Genomic DNA, 20280 nt, shown 5'->3' on the forward strand with positions numbered 1-20280 from the left:
TGCATATATACAGGTATATAGCGATTAAATCGAGTGCTTTAGCCTTGGGAATCATTCTTAAAGTTTGATCTGGAAATCTTCTTTAAGATACTGATTTTCAGGGCTTTAACCAAATTAATAGACAAATAAAAACCTCATAATCAGGCAATTATCTATTAAAGTTATCAACGTATTTTGACCCTTGATTCGCATTACAAGTTATTGTATAAGGTCTTAAAAAATGATTCCTACAACGAGGATGAAAAAAATGCAGTTTTAAGCTTCGTGCATACCTATGGTAAAAAAAGCAACCTAATTTTCCGTGATTCGTTATACAGTAGAGGTAATTTTATCGAGTTTAACGACATGAACAATGATAGTGTGCCGGATATTATGGTATTCTACAACACTGGCGGCAGGGCAAATCCTACCTATCATCTTTACTTGAGGGACACCATTCGTCATAAGATAACTTACGTGAAAGGTTTCGAGGACTTGCCTAATCCCGAGCTGGACACCGCAAACAACATCATTACAAGCGGCGGCTTATATGGCGAGAGTGTTGGATGGGAATTTTATAGGGTAGATAGCCATAACAAACTCTTAACCCTTTGGCATCGGGTGGATGGGCGGATGGATGATAACGTTAAATATGACCGGGCAGTAAAAGCAATATTAAAAAAGTGGGGGAAATAAAATCAAAAAACTCACCATCCCCCATCAACCAAGCCCTACTCCACTCCCTTCACCTTCATTTGCATCGTATAAATAGCTTTCGATGCAGTTATAAACAGCACATCGCGGTTTTTACCGCCGAAACAGATGTTGGCCGTCCACGATTCGGGGACATCGATGTGGGCTATCTGTTGGCCTTCGGGATTGAAAACCGTTACGCCGTTGCCGGCCAGGTAAAGGTTGCCCAGGTTATCCAACGTAATGCCGTCGGCACCTTTATTGATGAATAGTTTTCTGCCGCTCAGGGTGCCGTCGGCGTTGATGTTGTACTTGTAAATTTTACCGCCGCCTATATCGGCTACGTATAAAAACTTCCCATCGGGCGAGCCTACGATGCCGTTGGGTTGTTTCAGGCTGTCTTCTATCATCACCGCCTCGGTTTTGCCTTTGGGCAGGTAGTACACCTTTTGGCCATCGAGGTCGGGTTTGGTGCGGCTCCACCAGGGGCGCTGGTAGTATGGGTCGGTAAAGTAGATGTTGCCGTTGGGGTGCACCCAAAGGTCGTTCGGGCCATTAAGCAGTTTGCCTTGATAGTTATCCAGCAGTACCTTTTTCTTTTTGCCATGCTTTACAAGCCACAACTGATTATGCTCATCGGCACAAACAATCAGGTTGCCCTTCGGGTCGAAGTACATGCCATTGCCCCTGCCCGTACTATCCATATACACGAATAGCTGCCCATCGGTTGTGTACTCCCATATTTTGTTGTTCGGCTGGTCGGTAAAAAAGATATTGCCTTTTTTATCCACGGCGGGGCCCTCGGTAAAGCCAAAAACTTTGGAAATTAGCTTTGGTTTTTCCGAAGCATTGAATAAAATGTTCGGTTGTTGCGCACGGGATTCTGTAGGCAAAAGCGCCCAAATTCCGCAGATCATCATAATTAAATTCCTGAAGTTTTTCATATTAAGGTTCGCTAATAACTGGTGCTGGGAAAACTACTTGTGAAAATAAGCCAAAATCGCTCAAGGCAACGCAAACCGGCGATTTAGTAACCCGCAGCCTTACTTTACTTGACTTTATCATTTTCGGCAGCCGGATAAGCCTGTTACCACCAATGCTAGTAGCTGTTGCTATTTGCTCCCATTTACCACGCAGCCAGGCATCTACCACTACTTCTTCAATCCGCTGTCCCAGTTTTATGTTTTCGCGCAGGCGGATAACATTGAAGAACTTAGGCGTATGCATATCTATTACAAGCTGCGGATTCGTAACGTTATCGTCGGTAGCCCAATAGCTGTACCGGTCGGCATCCGTTAAATTAGCTGTACCGAAAAGCTTTTTATTATTAGCCCTTACATTGCTTGCCGTAATGGTAGCGCCTTTGGCAATATTTTTTTTGAAGGTATATTTCAGAATATCTCCGAACTCTTTTAAAGATCTTACATCGTTATCATTGAGTAAACCGCGTGTGTCCGGCGAAAGGCCAAGGTCCAGCGATGCGCCACGGCCAACGCTTTGGTAATACAAACTCAATAGGGTGTCCGGCGATTTTACCTTGTCATCCTGATCCTTATGGTAAAACCATCCCGGCCGCAGCGATACGTCGCATTCGGCAGGCATCCAGTATTTTCCGTCGCGGTGGCCCTCGGTGCCTTCATAATCTTTTACGTAGCCATTTCCGGGGCGTTTGCCTTCTTCGGGTGCATGGGGTGTATAAGTAGCCCAGCTGGTAACGCCGGCCTGGCCCCGCTCGTTGCCTACCCAGCGCACATCCGGGCCAACATCGCCAAATATGGCAGCATTGGGCTGCAGCAGGCGGGTGATGCCCCAGGTTTCGTCCCAACCGTAATAGGTAGAGCGGTCTATAGTGCGTACTTCTTTTGCGCCGCCATAATAGCCATCGCCGCCATTGGCACCATCGTGCCAACTCATAAACAGCGGGCCGTAACGGGTGTATAACTCTTTAAGCTGCTCGCGGTAAACGTTGGTTACGTATTCGGGCTTGCCGTACAACGCGTTGTTGCGGTCCCAGGGCGAGCAGTACACGCCCATCTTCATGCCCAGCTTATCGCAGGCGGCCCGATATTCGGCCAGGATATCGCCCTTACCGTTTTTATAGGGACTGTTGGAGATGTTATAATCAGTAGTTTTAGTGGGCCACAGGCAAAAACCATCGTGATGTTTGGCTACTACCACGATGCCTTTAAAGCCGCCTGCCTTTGCCGCGCCAACGATTTGCATGGCGCTAAACTGCGTTGGATTTACTATCCCGGCGCCTTCGTCGCCATAGCCCCATTCTTTGTCTTTATAGGTTGTCGGGCCAAAGTGGATGATGCAGTACATGCCGGTTTCCTGCCATTGCAGCTGCCCTTTAGTTGGCAAGGGGCCGTATGGTTTTGGGGCGGATTGGCCGAAAGCAATTACGGGTAGCAGGAGGAATAATAAAAGATACTTCATGCAGATGAGGGTGATTGGTTTTGCTAAAGTAAATAAACCGGACGATTTTTTAGCGGGTAAATATTAAGCTATCTTTGCCGATTATTCAGTTTACATGTATTCAAAAGACCAGGCATCTCAATTAAAACAAGCATTCTGGACCGCCTTCGGCCAATATATGGGGCCGGTACTTTCTGCAGACAGCCTGCGCATCAACTGGATTAATTACAAAACCGGCGTTAAGCATATCTTTTTTAAGATGCAGGCCGATAGCAAGCACGCCACCATCGCCATAGAATTGAGCCATCCGGATATTGAATTGCAACAGCTCTTCTTCGAGCAGTTTGAATCGTATAAAAGTATGCTGCACGACACTTTAGGCGAAGAATGGGATTGGCAATTGCACACTACCGACGATTATGGCAAAACCATCAGCCGCATTTGTGCCGAACTGCGGCCCGTAAGCATCTTCCAAAAAGAAGATTGGCCAATGCTTATCTCCTTCTTTAAACCGCGCATCATCGCACTGGACGAATTTTGGAGCATGGCAAAACCCGCGTTTGAGGTTTAAAGGGGCATTACAACAAATCGGTACAAATATCATTTGCGCGCTTATGTAGCTCACTTAGCTTCGGCAATACCATATCGGCGAATGCAGTAACGTTTTTATTGGGATTACCCATTACCGCTTTAATCAGCGCAATAATGCGTTCATTGTCCTCTACCATGGCCTGCGTATATTGCTTATCAAACCCCGCTCCCGATTTTTTAGATAGTTCGGCTATAAATAAGGTGTGCGCTTTTGATAAAGTATCCACCGTTTTGAATGATACACTTTTGGCTAGCTTTTTCAAATCTTTTAGTGTTGCCTGTTGTGTGCTTAAGGCATCTTTGGCAAAATCTATTACAGATTGGTTATGCGATGTTTTTATAGCCTGTTGCGAAAGCTGAATACCTGTGCTTAAACTCTCAACGCCTTTATCAACAAAGCTTTGCGCATCGGCATCTAAAATTGTGTCATTATAATTTTTGGCCCTGCGATTTTCGTTGCAGGCGGAAAAGGAGAAAAGTACGATTGCTATAAAAGCTATGCCAGCCAGTTGCTTCATGGAACGGGAATCTTAAGTTTATAATTGGTTTAACAAACTTAAGCTATTACTGTTTAATAAAGCGGGGTTTTATTTTACAGCAGGCTGATTATTTTACGTTTTAAGAAAAGCGCGAACGGATTTTATGGAGAATATTTTATGGAGAATAAATGCCCAGTCGGTCGAGAGAAAAAAGCGCAGGCTTTGGTTTGTAAAGAAATCAAAGCCTGCGCGGGAAATATTTACGCCAAATTCCTGCCGGCGTTTACAATACCATACACGGTACGTATCACCAGCTTGTTGTAAATGCCGATGAGTTCTTCATCCTGCGTATTGCTTAATAATTGCAGGGCGTAGTGTTGTACGATAACTAAAGGCAGTACGATTTTCTCGCGGATGGCGATTGAGCGGCGTTCTACCGGCGACTCTTCCATCAGTACGCTCATGCCGGTAAGCTCTAATAAAAGGCTCTTCGTAAGCTCGAATTCATCCTTTAGGCCTTTCCAGAATTTGCCGAACTTTTTGTCTTTCTCCAGGTAAGCGGTTACGCGGAAGTCGGATTTCGACATCGACATCATGCAGTTGTCCAGCATCGTTTTAAAGAAGCCCGATTTATGATAAAGGGATTTTACATCTTCCCAGCTACCCGCATCTTTCATGGTTTTAAGGGCAGTTCCCACGCCGTAAAAACCAGGGATACTTTGTTTTAGCTGGCTCCACGAGGTTACAAAGCTGATAGCACGCAAATCTTCCAGCTTTAGCTTTGCCGATGCATTGCGCTTGGTTGGGCGACTACTGATGTTTATCTGCGACAATAATTTCAGCGGACTGAATTTTTCCAGGTATTCTACAAACAAAGGCTGCTCGCGCAAGGCCAGGAAACGCCCGTGGCTGGCTTCGGCCATTTGGGCTATCAGGGCCTTATCGCTTTTCTCCAGCGTATCGTTAGGGTTTGGCTGCAAAGCCGATGTTACCCCGGCGTTGATCAGCTGCTCGGTATTGAACCTCGCCGTTTCTACAGATCCGTATTGCGAACTTACGGTTTGGCCTTGTATGGTCAGTTCGATGTGGTCGTTTGCGATTTCGGTACCCATGGATGCATAGAAGCGGTGCGTTTTGCCACCGCCACGTGCCGGTGGGCCTCCCCTGCCATCAAAAAATGCCAGGTCGATATTGTGTTTACGGGCTATAGCGGTAAGCTCTACCTTGGCTTTATAAATACTCCAGTTGGCCATCAGGTAACCACCATCTTTGGTACTATCGCTAAAACCAAGCATAATACTTTGCTTGTTGCCGCGGCTTTGCAGGTGCTTTTTATAGAACGGATGCGTGTACAACGTTTCCATTACATCGCCTGCGTGTATTAAATCGTTCACGGTTTCAAACAGCGGCGCAAAATCAACGGTGAGTTGCTCTTTCTTCCAGCCGCTCCACAAGAACAGGTCTATCAGTTGCAAAATATCAGATGCCTGCTGGCAATTGCTGATGATGAAGCGCTGACAACCTTTTACGCCGTTGCTTTCCTGTATCTGGCGCATCAGGCGGATGGTGTCCAGCGTGTCGCGCGTCATATCATCGGCATCGGTCGGGCAAACAAAATCGGCTTCGGTGAAAGGCAGCGTTTTCAGTTTCGCGGCTTCGTCCATTTCGGCGTAACCCTTGGGCACACCTGTATATATTTTTTTGGTACCGTAGTCGAACACGCTACGCAGCACGCGGCTATCCTGGCGTATATCCAGCGTAGCGAAATAAGAGCCGAATAATTGTACCTTCTGTATCAGGTCTTCTACGATATCCACGAAAAGGTTATCGTGACTGGTAACTAACGTTTCGCGCATCGAATTGAGGATTTCGAGCATCTCGGCTTGCAAATCCTTAGGGTTTTCAGGCGTACTGAAAGCGTTATCGTACAGTAGTTTTTCCAGTTTCGCCAGGTTATCACCAAAACCACGGAAGGTAATGCGTCGTTTTAACAACCTGAAATCGCGGTAATACGAGCGGAAAATGTGTTTACGAAGCAATATAGCCACCTGGCGGGTGGTTTCGGTAGTTACGTTAGGGTTACCGTCGCGATCACCGCCCGGCCAAAAACCCAGCTCAAGTACCTGGTGTGCGCTGTCCATATCAAACTCTTCGCGCATCTTTGATTGGATGGCCGAGAGGGCATTATAAAATACGTTCTCTAAAAACCAAACCAGGCTCACTGCCTCATCTACCGGTGTTGGCGATGTTTTGTTGAAGAATGGCGTCTTGCCTAATTGCTGCAATAATGCATCAATGCTTGGTATATCGTTGGTTTTAAGGGCCTCTATCAGGTCAGTCATGATACCCAGCACCGTGCCCGGATAAAATTGGGTAGGATGCGCGGTTAGCACCAAACGTAACGAGAAATCCTTTAACTGCTTGCTAAAACTATCGCGGGCCTCATCACTGAGCGATGCCTGGTAAACCATGCTTTGCAGCGTGCCTGTATCATCAGAGCGGCCAACTTTGCCGAAAGAAGAATCTTCGATGGCATCGAACAAAACCACCTGCCGCTCTATATATTGTATAAACCTGAACAAACGGTTCAGCTGTTCGCGGTGGTCGATATCCGGTACGTATTTTTTGAAGAAAGATTCGATGACTTCGGTGGGCGAAAGCTCTTCCATGGCCCCCTTATCGCAGTGCGAACTAAAGAAAGGCAGCAAGATACCGGTATCCTTAACCTGGTAAAAGGGCAACGTCTGAAACAAGCTGTTATACAACTCGAAACGTTTTACAACCTCATGATTAAATGTTGTTTCTCTTTGGCTAAGCCTTTGCGTTGATGGCATACTAAAACAGGTTTGGCAAGTTTACGACTATACCCATTGCGGATATTTTGGCGTGAATTTAAGTATCTAAAACTAAATTACGCTAAAATCTGAATAATTAATAAAAAATAAACCCTTTTTATGCAATTATGGTTATTGCAATGGAGGGCGATAATATTTGCTTAAATTTGCAACCACAAAAAATATCCCGCTGAATACCTTGATGAAAAACCACCAACGAGAAATAAAGAGCTTTTTTTACAGCCAGTATTTTTCTGACGGCTTGCGTATTTCTACAGGTATATTGCTGCCCTCGCTGGTGGCCATGCAGCTCGGCAATTTCGACCTGGGACTCACCATGAGCCTGGGCGCGCTATGTATCTGCGCCATAGACAGTCCCGGCCCCGTGCAGCATAAGCGCAATGCCATGGGGATAGGCAACGGATTACTGCTGGTTATATCGCTGATAACCGGCTATGCCCGCCTCAACCCATACAGCCTCGGCCTGGAAATTACTGCCTTTTCGTTCCTCTTCAGCATGCTGGTGGTTTACGGCAACCGGGCCGCATCGGTAGGTACCTCTGCCCTGCTAGTAATGATATTTATAATGGATAAGGAAGTGCCGCCAAAGGAACTACCGATGTTCTGCGCCACTATTTTGGCAGGCGGGGTTTGGTATATGCTTTTCAGTTTGGTGTTCTTCGGAATACGACCGTACCGTGCTGCGCAACAAACCCTTGGTGAGAACGTGGCCGATGTGGCGCGTTTCCTGCGCCTTAAGGCCGATTTTTACCGGGTAGAAACAGATATCGATGACAACTACCGCCGGCTGGTATTGCAGCAGATATCGGTAAGCAACCACCAGGATGCCGTGCGCGAGATGTTGTTTAAAAGCCGGCTGATGGTGAAAGAATCTACCGGTGCGAGCAGGATTTTAGTGCTTACATTTATTGATCTGGTGGATATGTTCGAGCAGATCATGGCCACGCACTACGATTACCGCCAGATCCGTGAGAAATTCGGGCACACAGGCGTATTGGCCGAGATTGCCGATTTCCTTAACAGCGTGGCCGACGACCTGGATAACATTGGCTATGCCGTATTGGCCAATACACGCCCCGAAAAACTGAATCACCTTAACCATAAGCTGGAACTGCTGAAACAGAAGATAGACGAGGTAGGCGCCGATGATAAGGAAACCAGCAACCTGGTGCTGAAAAAGATACTCATCAACCTGCGCGATGTTAGCAAGAGCATCAGCAATATATACAAGTACTACCACTCTAAGGCATCGGATATGTTGCTGAACGATACCCGCGAGGTGGAATACTCCAAATTTGTAACCCACCAGGATTTTGCCGCACATATTTTCTGGGACAACATCAGCCTCAATTCTGCTACCTTCAAGCATGCATTGAGGGTATCGCTGGTGTGTTTAGTGGGCTATATTACGGCCAAAAACGTATCGTTGGGTGGGCATAGTTATTGGGTGCTGCTTACCATTATCGTAATTCTTAAGCCGGGCTTCAGCCTATCCAAACAGCGCAATTACCAAAGGCTCATTGGTACCATCGCTGGCGGGGCCATTGGCATAGTGATACTCAACTTTATACCCAATAATACCGTACAGTTCATCATCCTGGTGGTGCTGATGATTGGCACCTACAGCTTTTTGCGGCTGAATTACGTGGTGAGCGTTATTTTCATGACGCCCTACGTGCTTATCCTCTTCAAATTCCTGGGGCTATCCAACGTGGCGGCAGAGCGTATCATAGATACGTTTATAGGCGGTGCTATCGCCTTTATTGCCAGCTATGTTATCTTCCCCACCTGGGAATTCGAGACGATACAAACCGATTTGAAGAACGTAATCACGGCCAACATCAACTACCTCAAAAAAGTACTCGACAGTCTATCAGGCAAACCGGTATTGGTTACCGATTATAAGCTGGCCCGTAAAGATGTCTTCGTAAACTCGGCCAACTTATCCGCCATTTTCGAGCGCATGACCTCCGAGCCAAAAAGCAAGCAGCGCAATATCAAGGATATTCACAAATTTGTGGTGCTTAACCATATCCTGGCATCCTACACGGCAAATATTGCTTCGGCGCTTATCAAAACCGGTCCGCAGCAACCGCACGCCGATACGCTAAAGCTGGTAAAACGAAGTATTGCCGTACTGAAAGAAACCAATAAAAAAATCAGCGGCGAAACCATACCACCACCCGTGCCCAAACCTGTAGAAGCTACCAAAACTGCTGAAGCCCCTCCTGCCCCGCTTTCGGTAGAAGATGTACTGATGAAAGAGCAACTGGGTTTCATCAGTAAAATAACCTTAGATATAGCTAAGGTTACCGAGAGTATATTGCGGTAACACAACAGCCTGCTTTTTGCTGCCATTTTCTTAATACCTTCAAGTTAACTCATGCAACATCATAACCGATATGCCACTGTACTGTAACAATAGTAATTATGAGTTCGGTCACTATCCATCATCAAACAAATAATTACCTTTGCCGCATAATATGAAATTCATTTATCAAACTTGGTGGAAGGTGATAGCAGTACTACTGGTATTATCTACGTTTGTTACCGGGTTGCTGTTCAAAGTGCCCCGTTTGCCCATTATTCATGAGACTATCCGCAACCTGTATTTCCACGTACCTATGTGGATGGGGATGCTTACAGTGTTCGTTGTATCGGTATATTACAGTATCAAATACCTGCGCAGCGGTAAAGAAGAATATGATATTGCTGCCGTTGAATGCGTAAACACCGGCCTTGTTTTTTATGTGATGGGCCTGTGTACAGGCATGCTTTGGGCCAAATACACCTGGGGCGAATTCTGGAGCGGCGATGCCAAGCAAAACAGCGCTGCCATTGCCTTTTTACTGTACTGCGCATATCTGGTGCTGCGTAACTCGATGGACGAAGAACAGAAACGCGCCAAAATATCGGCCATTTACAACATCTTCGCTTTCCCGGTGATGATTGTGTTGATATTTGTGCTGCCGCGCATGACGGCCTCCTTACACCCCGGCAGCGGCGGCAACCCGGCATTTGGCAAGTACGATTTGGATAACGGCATGAAGCTGGCCTTTTACCCCGCCATGCTGGGTTGGAGCTTTATTGCCCTGTGGATAGCTACCCTGCGCTACCGTATGCGCTTAATTGAATATAAAAAGAATGCCATTGACTAATATGAAGAAACTTACTTTATTGTTGCTGATGCTTTGTAGCATTTCTGTTGCCATGGCGCAACCCGGCCAGGATGTTGAAATGGCTGATGCCTTGCGCAGCTCGGGTAAAATTTATGTGGTGATCCTAACCATCTGCATTATTTTCACCGGCCTGGCTATCTTTTTGTTTAGTATGGACCGCCGCCTAAAAAAATTAGAGAAGGATAATTAAACCAAAACTCCCTTTGGCTGTTTAATTGCTAATGTTGAATTTCTTTACAATTTAAACAGAATAGCTTTACTCAAAAATTTGCATTATTCGTAAAAAAAGAATCAACTTTGCGGAGTTTTTTGAGAGATTAATTATTTACCAATCCTAAATTATGAATATTAACAATCCGACTGCGAATCAGGATACTCACTTTTTTGGTGACGTATGCAAGAATTTTGATTATGCAGCACAGTTTACCCAGCACGATGCCGGTTTGCTCGATCAGATAAAATCGTGCAATAGCGTTTACCGTTTTCGTTTCCCTATACGCCGGGGCAACGGTTTCGAGGTAATAGATGCCTGGCGCGTAGAACACTCGCACCACCAAAGCCCAACCAAAGGCGGTATCCGCTATAGCGAAATGGTAAACGAGGACGAGGTGATGGCCCTGGCCGCCCTCATGACCTACAAATGCGCCATCGTAAACGTACCTTTCGGCGGTGCTAAAGGCGGCATTAAAATAAATCCTAAAAGTTACACCGTAAGCGAGCTGGAAAACATTACCCGTCGCTACACCGTAGAGCTGATCAAAAAGAACTTTATTGGCCCAAGCATTGACGTACCTGCGCCTGATTACGGTAGCGGCGAACGAGAAATGAGCTGGATTGCCGATACTTATGCCACCATGAACCCCGGCCAATTGGACGCGATGGGCGCTGTAACGGGTAAACCTATTGCCCTGCACGGTATTGCCGGCAGGCGCGAAGCAACCGGTCGTGGTGTGGCTATTGCCATCCGTGAGTGCGTTGGCGTGGCTGAGGATATGCAGAAGATTGGGTTGACTACCGGTCTTAGCGGCAAGAAAATCATCGTACAGGGCTTGGGTAACGTGGGTTACTATTCGGCTAAGTTCCTGTCAGAATTTGGCGCGCTGATCGTAGGCCTTTGCGAGTTTGAAGGTGCTATATACAACGAAGATGGTTTGGATGTGGAAGCCGTTTTCCAGCACCGCAAAGCAACCGGCTCAATCTTAGGGTACGCAGGTGCCAAACAAGAGTTCAAGAACACCATGGACGGTATGGAGCAGCCATGCGATATATTGGTACCAGCCGCTTTAGAAAACCAAATAACTACGCAGAATGTAGCCAACATCAAAGCAAAGATTATTGCCGAAGGTGCTAACGGCCCAACTTCGCCGGAGGCAGAGGCAGCGTTCTATGCAAACGGTGGTATCATTATCCCCGATATGTATGCCAACGCGGGCGGTGTTACGGTATCGTACTTCGAGTGGTTGAAGAACCTTAGCCACGTGGCCTTTGGCCGTATGAACCGCAGGTTTGAAGAAACCGCTAACCTTAACCTGGTAAACATGGTAGAGGGCATCACTGGTACGGCATTAACGCCTATGCAGCGCTCAACAATCGTTAAAGGCGCATCCGAGCTTGAACTGGTAAATTCAGGCCTTGAAGATACTATGATACGCTCTTACCACGAAATACGCGAGATATACAAAAACAACCCTAAAGTAGGCACCCTGCGCAATGCAGCCATGGTGGGTGCTATCAACAAAATAGCGGTATCGTACATGAACCTTGGCGTGTGGCCGTGATCTGAAACTAGTTTTCAATTTCGATATATTAGAAAGAGCGTCCGCGATGACGCTCTTTTTGCTTTTATACCAATTTGATTAAACAGTATATTTAGAGCGATGAGACGTTTGCGGAATAAAACAGCCGGGGAGTTGCAAAAAATAATTGATAGCAATCTCAGTAAACCTAAAGTAACATTTGCCAGGGCAGTATTAGTGGTATTATGGTGTTTTTGCGGTCTATGTTTCTGCTATAGTCTTTTGGTTGCGGAAGATGTTTTGTTCGATATGAAATTACCACTTTTATATGCTTCGTTAGGGGGCTCGTTGGTGTTTTGTTTGCAAAAAAACGCGAATATTATTTGTTTGCTTTTTTCGGGAGCGGCTCGTTAATTTTCGGTGTGCCACTGATGATTAATAATGTACTCGCGGATAAGCGTATAGCAAAAGAAATTAAACTCAAAATAACAAAAAAGTACCCTCATTTAATTAAAAGTGGGGGCTCGGTATCAGTATCGTATGAAGGTCATGAACTGGGTTTTAACTTTAGTGATAAGCGAGAAATATCAAAGTCTAACTATGTAATTTTAAGAGTAAGCGAAGGCCGGCTTGGATATTTAGTTATAAGAGACAGTAAACTAGCCGTAAATTAAGATATGCTTACAGAAAAACAACGCGAGGAAAAGCGGATGCAAAAGCGGCAGGCGCTCAGTCTTAAGCAGAAATCATCCAAATGGGTCGGTACTTTAAACGCTATTGCTGGAGTTTTGTCCATTGTGTTTGCCTGGTACTTGTTGTTAGAAACCAAGAACATTATTATTGATAGTAAATGGCTTTGGTTATCGGCTGTTATTTTTTGCTTGCCCATACTTTTATTTTGCGACAAAAAGTATTATTACACTATGTACTATTGGTTTTTAGCCGCCGGCTTATTTCTTTATGCCAATTGTGTTTTTGCAGACAGGACGGCTTACACAATCAAGCGGCCAATCGAGCACAAATTCTACAGTTACAAAAAAAGCGGGCCACATGCGGAAATTAGTTATCGTCGGGTTAATCTGGAGGTACCGTGTGATAGTGATCGCATATTGGCGAATTCGCACTATGCGGTATTAACCTTAAGTAGCGGGCTTTTTGGTTTCGAAATTGTAAGAGATCGTAAATTGATTCGGGAATAGGTTCTAACTATTTGACTTTTACCTTACCCATCCTTATTTAACCTTAACGAATGTTAACAGAAGGGGCCGGTTGCTTTTGGGCGGATTACTTTTACCTTAAGCAATCAAAATCATGAAAAAGAAACTGTATATCGTATTATTTTTAACTGCTATTTTATTAACCGGCATAATTGTGCTGCAACTGTACTGGAGTTTTACGGCCTACAAACTCAATAAAGAAAAGTTCGATGGCGACATCAATATCGCCATGCAGCGCGCTCTGGATAGTTGCAAGAAAGACTATTTCGACTCCATTAGGGTGGTAATGGTAAAGCGGCTTTCGGCACCCGGAATCACCATCAAATTCGATACCCTGCCAAGTGCAGATACGGCCCACCTGGTGATGTTAATATCCGTTGCCAACAAGTACACAAATTTCGGCAATCAGCCCTATAACACCACTATACCGGATTATAACTTTTATAAAAAGAGACTCCGTGCCGGGGCAAGCATTCCGGAGGTACTTACAGAGATCTCTTTTTATCAGCCAATGTTGATGGAAAAATTGATAACGCTTTTGGGGATGGAGGATACGATGGGGAATTTTCTCGACGAAATAGCCTACCATAAAGCGCATCCCGGCAGGAGTATTAATACACTCAATAAACGCTTAGATGCAATTAGATCATTGCCGGACAAAGGCACCTATGAGATGCCACCCAATTACCGGAAGGCCGACAGCTTAAAGCTCAATTACTATTTTAAGAAAGCTTTACAACAAATGCATCCCAGGATGCGAAAGTTCGATTTCGATTTGGACTTTTCCGACAAACCTATTCCCGCAGATGAACCCGGCCCTCATGTTATTGACCAACTTCGCTACAGCGAAACGGAGCAGTTCACCTATAAATACCACGGCTTCGTGTTTCTAGAGCATTCCGACAAGGACGTTTTATATGTACGTGCCCGCTTCAATCGTGCTCAAATAGGTATTTTAAGCGAAATGGTCATCATACTGGGTTTATCGGCTTTGCTTATCGTCTTTACCAAATTTTGCCTGTTCTACATCATCCGCACCATCATTCAGCAAAAAAAACTGACTGAGCTGAAGGATGATTTTATTAACAATATGACGCACGAACTGAAAACCCCTATTGCCACCATAACCGTTGCCATAGAAGGCTTGCAGAAGTTCAATGGCTTGAACGACCCGGAAAAAACGCAACGCTACCTCCAAACATCCAGGAATGAATTAAGCAGGCTCGACGGGTTGGTAACCAAAGTGCTGAATGTTGCCGCATTTGAGCGCAAAAAGGTGGTATTGATAAAGGAGCGGATAGCTATTGATGAACTGATGAATGAGCTGATAGCAGCCGAAAAACAAAAAACGGCCAAGGAGGTAAGCATCACTTACATCAATCGTGATGGAATTACCGCAATAGAGGCCGATAAAATGCATTTACGCAATGTGATGCTCAACCTGGTAGATAACGCTATTAAATATGCAACCGAGCCGGTGGATATTGAAATAGACTTAACAAAACAGCATAAATACGCCGTTTTTTCGATAAAAGATAACGGCATGGGCATACCTGCAAAGCATATTAAACACGTTTTTGATAAATTCCATCGTGTACCGGCGGGAAATGTACACAATGTGAAAGGAACCGGCTTGGGGCTCAATTACGTTAAATACATGGTAGAGGCCCATGGCGGCAAGATATCGGTAAACAGCAAGGTGAACAAAGGAAGCGAGTTTACCGTAACTATTCCCATCAAAAATGGATAAAATAAAAGTACTACTGGCCGAAGATGAGCTGGCACTGGCGCATATTGTGCGCGAAAGTTTGGAAGAGGCCGGCTTTGAGGTGGTACTATGTGCCAACGGCGAAGCAGCGCTGCTGAAATATAAGGAATATAAGCCCGATATTTTAGCGCTGGATGTAATGATGCCCAAAATGGATGGTTTTGAGCTGGCCCGCAAAATACGCGAGGCTGATAAAACAACGCCCATCATCTTCCTCACGGCCAAATCGCAACCCAAGGATGTGGTGGCGGGTTTTGAAAGCGGCGCAAACGATTATTTAAAAAAGCCATTCAGCGTGGAAGAGCTAATTGTGCGGATGCGGGTACTGTTGAGCACAAATCGCCTGCTGGCATTAAAACCAAGTGATAGACTGGTTAAAGAGCAGTATCAAATAAGCAACCTGTTATTTAACCCCGCCAAAAACACCCTGCAGCAAGGCATTAATACCTGGCAGCTCACCGCCCGCGAAAGTGAAATTCTAAAATTGCTGTGCAAAAACCAGCATGAAGTTTTAACCCGTAAAATTCTGTTAGATACCATTTGGGGCGATGATACCTTTTTCAACGCCCGCAGCCTTGATGTTTTCATAACCAAGTTACGCCGCCATTTAGCCGCAGACCCCAACATCCAGATCATCAACATCCGTGGTGTAGGGTACAAACTGGTGTGGTAGTCTTAAGTTAGAAAGGTTGGAAGGGTTAAAAAGGTTGAAGAAGTTGGAAAGGTTAAAGAAGTTTGAAAAGGTTAGAAAAGTCGGTGCCTTTAACAACCCCAACTAGGTATAGTTCTAACTCTTCTAACCTTTCCAACCCTTCTAACTAATTACTTATCAGCAACAAACGGTGCCTGCCGCAGAAACTCATCGCTGCTTAGCTGCGTTATCATCCATTTACCCAGGCTTGATGCGCTGATGTAATCACCGGGGCAATCCTGTAGACTGGTAATAACATCGGGCAAGTCATCGGTTTGCTGTATCATGGGGAGGCGCACCAGCGTCCAGTCGAGGTTACTGGCTGCAAGCAATTCGTATTCCACCTGCTTATCAGCAGTGGTTTTTGGGTAGTTTTGGTACATCCACTCGGTACCGAACTTGGTTTTGGGGCCCTTACTATCGGAAGGTGTATCAACGTTGAGCCCTGTGGTACCTATGTATCGCTTGATGCCGAGCCTATCCATCGCTTTTAAAATTTTGGCACTTACATCGCTGAATACCGGTGGCTCGCCGGCAGGTTGGCCAACGGTGCTGATTACGGCAGTGCAGCCTGCAAGCAGGTTTAGCAAAACATCGTAGTCCCGTGCGTCGCCTTCCAAAATTTCAATCAGCGGGTTATCTGTGTGCACCGTTACGGATTGATGTTGCAGGAGTTTGATAGGTATATGATGAGCAAGTAATTGTTTAACAAGGTATTTACCGGCCTTACCGGTGCCGCCTATAACAGCGACTTTTGTATGTAGTTGCATATGGTTCTTTATAAAAATGAAAATAGAAAATGAGTGTTATGCCGGTTGGGCATAAAGGATACATCGCCATTAGCGGCGGCGTAAAAGACTGGGATATTTATAAAGAGATTTTAATAAGCCAAAGATAGACAGGATTTCGGAATTTAAGGACTGAACAGGATTTTGAATCAAAATTTCCTGATTTTTTTAGAAAATCAAAGAAATTTAAGGGATTTTCCAGGGATTTTGCCTCTCCAACCTTTCTAACTTTTCCTAACCTTTCTAACTTGTCACAACTCTTCTAACTTTTTTAACCTCTCCAACTTCTTCAACCTAATCCCGCCATAGATACGGGAACAGCAGCAGCGAGGTAGCTATAACGATGACGTTGATAGCTGCCAGTACGCCGATGTTACCCAGGCTGAGGCCCCTATCCAACCCGTCCATCGCGGCTTTGCTTATTTTGATGAGGATAAGGATAACGGGTATGATAACCGGAAAACTCAATATCGCCATCAGTGTGCCGTTGTTGCCGGCTTTTGAGGCAATGGCCGATATCATAGTAAAAACGGTGGAAAAACTAATGCTGCCTAGCAATACCGCAAGGAAGTAAAACAGCAAATCGCCAACGGTATTGGTAAAAAACAGCATGTAAACGACCAGGGCCAGTACGCTTAACAGCCCCATCAGCAAGATGTTATAGATGGTTTTAGAAAGAATAATAGCTTGCGGGTGTGCAATGGTATAATAGTATAGCAACCTGGCCTTGCTCTCCTGCATAAAGCTTTTGGCAATAGCATTTACCGATGCAAACAGCATAATTATCCAAAACAGGATGTTCCACACAATGGGATAACCACTGCTGTTTTTAAACCCCGGGTTAAGGTTGAATGATATATAGCAGATAAACACCGTAGATACGATATACAACAGCACGCCATTGAAGGCGTATTTGGATCGCCATTCCAGTATGATCTCTTTCTTAAGCAGGTTGACGGTTTGGTTAAAAAGGCTCATCGGCACAAATATACTAATTATTGTACCGATGGTTGAGCCGTGGTTGTTGTGAATACTTGCCGCATAAACCCTGTCGCCAGTCTTCGCAGCAAGCAATTAATTTTCTGGCAGCATATTGACAAAAAGCTGTTTGATTGCTCACATAAAGCTGTATATTTGCAACCCGGTAAAAAAATACCGGCACCAGTACGACTCGGTAGCTCAGCTGGTAGAGCAAATGACTCTTAATCATTGGGTCGAGAGTTCGAATCTCTCCCGGGTCACCCCCAATATCAAAAACAGCCTTTACACTAACGTAAAGGCTGTTTTTGGTTTCACAAAGCGGGTGTATTTGGGCGTTTTGAGGCTTATATTTCACAACCGTCCCCCAATCCTATTCATCGTGGTAGAATATGCAAATTCCATCGGCTTCATTTCCACACCTCAAACAAAATCATTACCATTTTTCTAAACCGAGCAGTTTTTTGCCGAGGTCGGTTAGTTCGGCTATTGGATTTTGTTTTTCGCGCTCCAATGGATCGCCGGGGAAGGCGTAGCCTTGCATGGCTTCGCGGCTTTGCCAGCTGTTTATGCGCCAGTCTACCAGTTCCTGGTTATCTTCCTGGGCAGGCATCATGGCAATGTACTGCGCTATACGTACCTTGTTGCCACTGGTGTTGGCGCGGATACCATGCGGCTGCAGACTATTGAAAATAAGCAGATCACCTGCCTCCAGCTTAACTTTTACCAAATCGAAACCTGTGGGATCGGGTTTGTAGTGGTCGCGGTCTTCGGGTTGACTAAGCTTCCAGGTATCATAGGTGCGATATAACTCCGGGATGCATTGGAAACCACCCATCGTTTCATCGGTTTGGTCGGCAAGGGCCAGTACGCCCTGCACGTTTTGGGGTTTGGTTTCGGGATCGTAATCCCAGTGAATGAAGCCTTTGTACTCAAACCCCGGGCGCAGCGGGAAGTTGAGGTTAGCCCTGTCTATCGTAGCCCAAAGTTTTTCTGTACCCCATATATCTGCAAATGCCTGGTACACCCGCGGAGTCTGCCGGTTATCCCACATCAATTGGTGATTGTAAATCTCCACCATGCCGGTATTGTTTAGCTCTTTCATCTGCATTTGGGCGTTTGGCCTTTTGTACCAGGTTTCTATATCGTTGGCATCTTTTCCCTCGTATTCCCACAAGTAGGCAGCGAGTTTCTCGGCTTGATCGCTCGGTACGGCATTTTTGATCACTACGTAGCCATTCTCAATCCAAAATTTCCAGTCATCCTCGCTCAGCACCTGCAAGGGTTTGCCGTTGCTGCGGTCGTTTAGTTTCATTTGGCTTGACTTTGCGGTGGATGGGTTGCCCGGTATCTCCTTATGTGCATTTTGGGGTCCGGGGGCTATCATGGTATTAGCCATAGTTTGTTGTTCTGATATCATGGTTTTATTGGTTTTGCTTCGTTTTGATAAAACAAAGGTATGCCGAGCTTAATGCAGAAATATCCTGCATAATGACCAAAATTTGCTCTGTATTGACATAATTGTTAAATTAATGCCGGTAATTAAGCCAATACTGCATGAATGAGATACAATTAGAGCGGGTGGATTTTGAACCCGGCAAATCGTTCAAACTATTTTCGCCAAGGTTGCGCAACACCTTTTTGTGGCATTATCATCCCGAATTTGAGCTGGTTTATGTAGAGGCTGATGCAGGGATACGCCATGTAGGCTCGCATATTAGCAGTTATACGCAAAGCGATTTGGTATTTATAGGCAGCAACCTCCCCCACCTCAATTTTGATTACCGCCTGCGCAGCGATTACCACCAGATCGTTATCCAGCTTCGCGAAGATTTCCTTGGCAATGCCATCGGTACATCGCCGGAGTTGGCGGTCATTAATCAGCTATTTAAAAAAGCAGCCTATGGCATAGCGTTTCATGGCGAAACAAAAGCCATCGTTACCGAAAATCTGAAAGCATTAGCAAGCCTTGATTCTTTTGAGCAACTAATAGAGTTGATAAAGGTATTCAACATCCTGGCCCGATCCAATGAGTTTACCATCCTGAATGCCGACGACATCAGTATTCAATTTTTCCTGAAGGATAAGATACGCATGGGTGCCATTTACGAATATATTGATGCAAATTACAATCGAAAGCCCGATGTGAATGTGGTGGCCGGTAAAGTGAATTTGACGACTGCCGCCTTTTGCCGTTACTTTAAACGCCAGACAAATATCACCTTTACCGATTTTGTGAACCAGTACCGTATAGATATTGCCAAAAACCTATTGATGCAGGACAAGAATATCACCGAAACCTGCTATGCCGTAGGCTTCGACAGTCTGTCATACTTCAACAAATTATTTAATAAGCTGGTTGGCCAAAACCCATCGGAGTTTAAGAAGAGCAGGTTGATTTAGAAGACGGCTTTTAACTATAACAGCGTGGTTACCCCGTTACAAAACCGCACACACCGTTGTATCGTTTATGAACAATAATAGGTTTAATAATCTACCAATAAACTAACAATCAATACATTGTAACCATGGCATTTAGTTTGTTGTTAATACACATATTTGGTGCATTATGAAAAATAACAGGCCCCTCATCAGGCGTACTTTTTTACAGGAACGCTTCGATATCCTTATCAAAAAACAACGCAACGGCACCGCCAACTTCAACGATTTGACCGAGCTCGACGAAATCGTAAACCGCGACCCAGCCATCCGAGAAAGCATACTGGAAGAAATGCACGAGATGGAGCACCCCTCAGAAGGGCCAAAACAAGAAGAAGAAATTATAGCAATAACGCCGATACAACAGCCATCGTTTTTAGCGCAATTAAAGAACTTCTTTCATCGCTTGTTTACAGCGGCTGCACCAAATACAAAAGCTATCCTCGTACACTAAGAGGGCTTTATCAAA

The 20280-nt window shown here is 45.2% G+C and carries 18 protein-coding genes and 1 tRNA gene; 12 read left to right on the forward strand and 7 right to left on the reverse strand.

The genetic code is table 11. The annotated features are described in order from the left end of the window. Positions 1-264 precede the first annotated feature (264 nt). Positions 265-675 carry an XAC2610-related protein gene (locus E2R66_RS18010; RefSeq protein WP_394347196.1) on the forward strand — a complete coding sequence of 137 codons (411 nt, stop codon included), beginning with the start codon at positions 265-267 and terminating at the stop codon, positions 673-675. 35 nt (positions 676-710) lie between these two features. Here the strand turns inward: E2R66_RS18010 and E2R66_RS18015 are convergent, their stop codons facing one another. Together E2R66_RS18015 and E2R66_RS18020 are read right to left on the reverse strand one after the other, a co-directional pair. After that, complete coding sequence (locus E2R66_RS18015; protein WP_133233121.1) at positions 711-1616, reverse strand: SMP-30/gluconolactonase/LRE family protein; 906 nt, start codon at positions 1614-1616, stop codon at positions 711-713. Between the two features lies 1 nt (position 1617). Beyond that, positions 1618-3111, reverse strand: coding sequence for an alpha-L-fucosidase (locus E2R66_RS18020; RefSeq protein ID WP_133233123.1), 1494 nt, complete (start codon positions 3109-3111; stop codon positions 1618-1620). A 94-nt stretch (positions 3112-3205) separates the two neighbouring features. Between E2R66_RS18020 and E2R66_RS18025 the strand changes: the two genes are divergently transcribed. Further along, complete coding sequence (locus tag E2R66_RS18025; protein ID WP_133233125.1) at positions 3206-3661, forward strand: DUF4268 domain-containing protein; 456 nt, start codon at positions 3206-3208, stop codon at positions 3659-3661. 7 nt (positions 3662-3668) lie between these two features. Here E2R66_RS18025 and E2R66_RS18030 read toward each other — a convergent pair whose 3' ends face one another. Then, a complete protein-coding gene (locus E2R66_RS18030) occupies positions 3669-4199 on the reverse strand; it encodes a DUF4142 domain-containing protein (protein ID WP_133233127.1) in 531 nt (176 codons plus the stop codon). 221 nt (positions 4200-4420) lie between these two features. Continuing rightward, positions 4421-6994 (reverse strand): phosphoenolpyruvate carboxylase, encoded by a 2574-nt coding sequence (locus E2R66_RS18035; RefSeq protein ID WP_133233129.1) that lies wholly within the window; start codon positions 6992-6994, stop codon positions 4421-4423. Positions 6995-7196: 202 nt separating this feature from the next. Between E2R66_RS18035 and E2R66_RS18040 the strand changes: the two genes are divergently transcribed. From E2R66_RS18040 to E2R66_RS18070, 7 genes are all read left to right on the forward strand, one after another. Beyond that, positions 7197-9347 carry an FUSC family protein gene (locus tag E2R66_RS18040; protein WP_133233131.1) on the forward strand — a complete coding sequence of 717 codons (2151 nt, stop codon included), beginning with the start codon at positions 7197-7199 and terminating at the stop codon, positions 9345-9347. Positions 9348-9498: 151 nt separating this feature from the next. Then, the gene (gene ccsA, locus E2R66_RS18045) at positions 9499-10173 is read left to right on the forward strand and encodes a cytochrome c biogenesis protein CcsA (RefSeq protein ID WP_394347195.1); all 675 of its coding nucleotides are present in this window, start codon (positions 9499-9501) and stop codon (positions 10171-10173) included. 1 nt (position 10174) lies between these two features. Further along, on the forward strand, positions 10175-10384 hold the full coding sequence (locus E2R66_RS18050) for a CcmD family protein (RefSeq protein WP_133233133.1): 210 nt from the start codon (positions 10175-10177) through the stop codon (positions 10382-10384). Positions 10385-10535: 151 nt separating this feature from the next. Next, a complete protein-coding gene (locus tag E2R66_RS18055) occupies positions 10536-11972 on the forward strand; it encodes a Glu/Leu/Phe/Val family dehydrogenase (RefSeq protein WP_133233135.1) in 1437 nt (478 codons plus the stop codon). Positions 11973-12607: 635 nt separating this feature from the next. Continuing rightward, positions 12608-13129, forward strand: coding sequence for a hypothetical protein (locus E2R66_RS18060; protein ID WP_133233137.1), 522 nt, complete (start codon positions 12608-12610; stop codon positions 13127-13129). Between the two features lie 112 nt (positions 13130-13241). After that, a complete protein-coding gene (locus E2R66_RS18065) occupies positions 13242-14897 on the forward strand; it encodes a sensor histidine kinase (RefSeq protein WP_133233139.1) in 1656 nt (551 codons plus the stop codon). Then, positions 14890-15588: a response regulator transcription factor gene (locus E2R66_RS18070; RefSeq protein WP_133233141.1), complete on the forward strand. Its 699-nt coding sequence runs from the start codon at positions 14890-14892 to the stop codon at positions 15586-15588. Before E2R66_RS18065 ends, E2R66_RS18070 begins: the two co-directional genes overlap by 8 nt. 149 nt (positions 15589-15737) lie before the next feature. Here the strand turns inward: E2R66_RS18070 and E2R66_RS18075 are convergent, their stop codons facing one another. Both E2R66_RS18075 and E2R66_RS18080 read right to left on the reverse strand, forming a co-directional pair. Then, positions 15738-16376 (reverse strand): NAD(P)-dependent oxidoreductase, encoded by a 639-nt coding sequence (locus E2R66_RS18075; protein ID WP_133233143.1) that lies wholly within the window; start codon positions 16374-16376, stop codon positions 15738-15740. Positions 16377-16688: 312 nt separating this feature from the next. Further along, positions 16689-17372, reverse strand: a complete 684-nt coding sequence (locus E2R66_RS18080; RefSeq protein WP_133233145.1) for a heme exporter protein CcmB — start codon at positions 17370-17372, stop codon at positions 16689-16691. Between the two features lie 190 nt (positions 17373-17562). Between E2R66_RS18080 and E2R66_RS18085 the strand changes: the two genes are divergently transcribed. Then, positions 17563-17635 (forward strand) — tRNA-Lys (locus E2R66_RS18085). A gap of 173 nt (positions 17636-17808) precedes the next feature. Here the strand turns inward: E2R66_RS18085 and E2R66_RS18090 are convergent. After that, complete coding sequence (locus E2R66_RS18090; protein ID WP_240049345.1) at positions 17809-18792, reverse strand: phytanoyl-CoA dioxygenase family protein; 984 nt, start codon at positions 18790-18792, stop codon at positions 17809-17811. A 137-nt stretch (positions 18793-18929) separates the two neighbouring features. On the opposite strand from E2R66_RS18090, the gene E2R66_RS18095 reads away from it, so the two are divergent. Both E2R66_RS18095 and E2R66_RS18100 read left to right on the forward strand, forming a co-directional pair. Further along, positions 18930-19775 (forward strand): helix-turn-helix transcriptional regulator, encoded by an 846-nt coding sequence (locus E2R66_RS18095; protein ID WP_133233147.1) that lies wholly within the window; start codon positions 18930-18932, stop codon positions 19773-19775. 166 nt (positions 19776-19941) lie between these two features. Then, positions 19942-20265, forward strand: coding sequence for a hypothetical protein (locus E2R66_RS18100; RefSeq protein WP_133233149.1), 324 nt, complete (start codon positions 19942-19944; stop codon positions 20263-20265). Positions 20266-20280 lie beyond the last annotated feature (15 nt).

Origin of the sequence: Mucilaginibacter psychrotolerans, from assembly GCF_004519315.1 — a bacterium.
Classification (GTDB): Bacteria; Bacteroidota; Bacteroidia; order Sphingobacteriales; family Sphingobacteriaceae; genus Mucilaginibacter; species Mucilaginibacter psychrotolerans.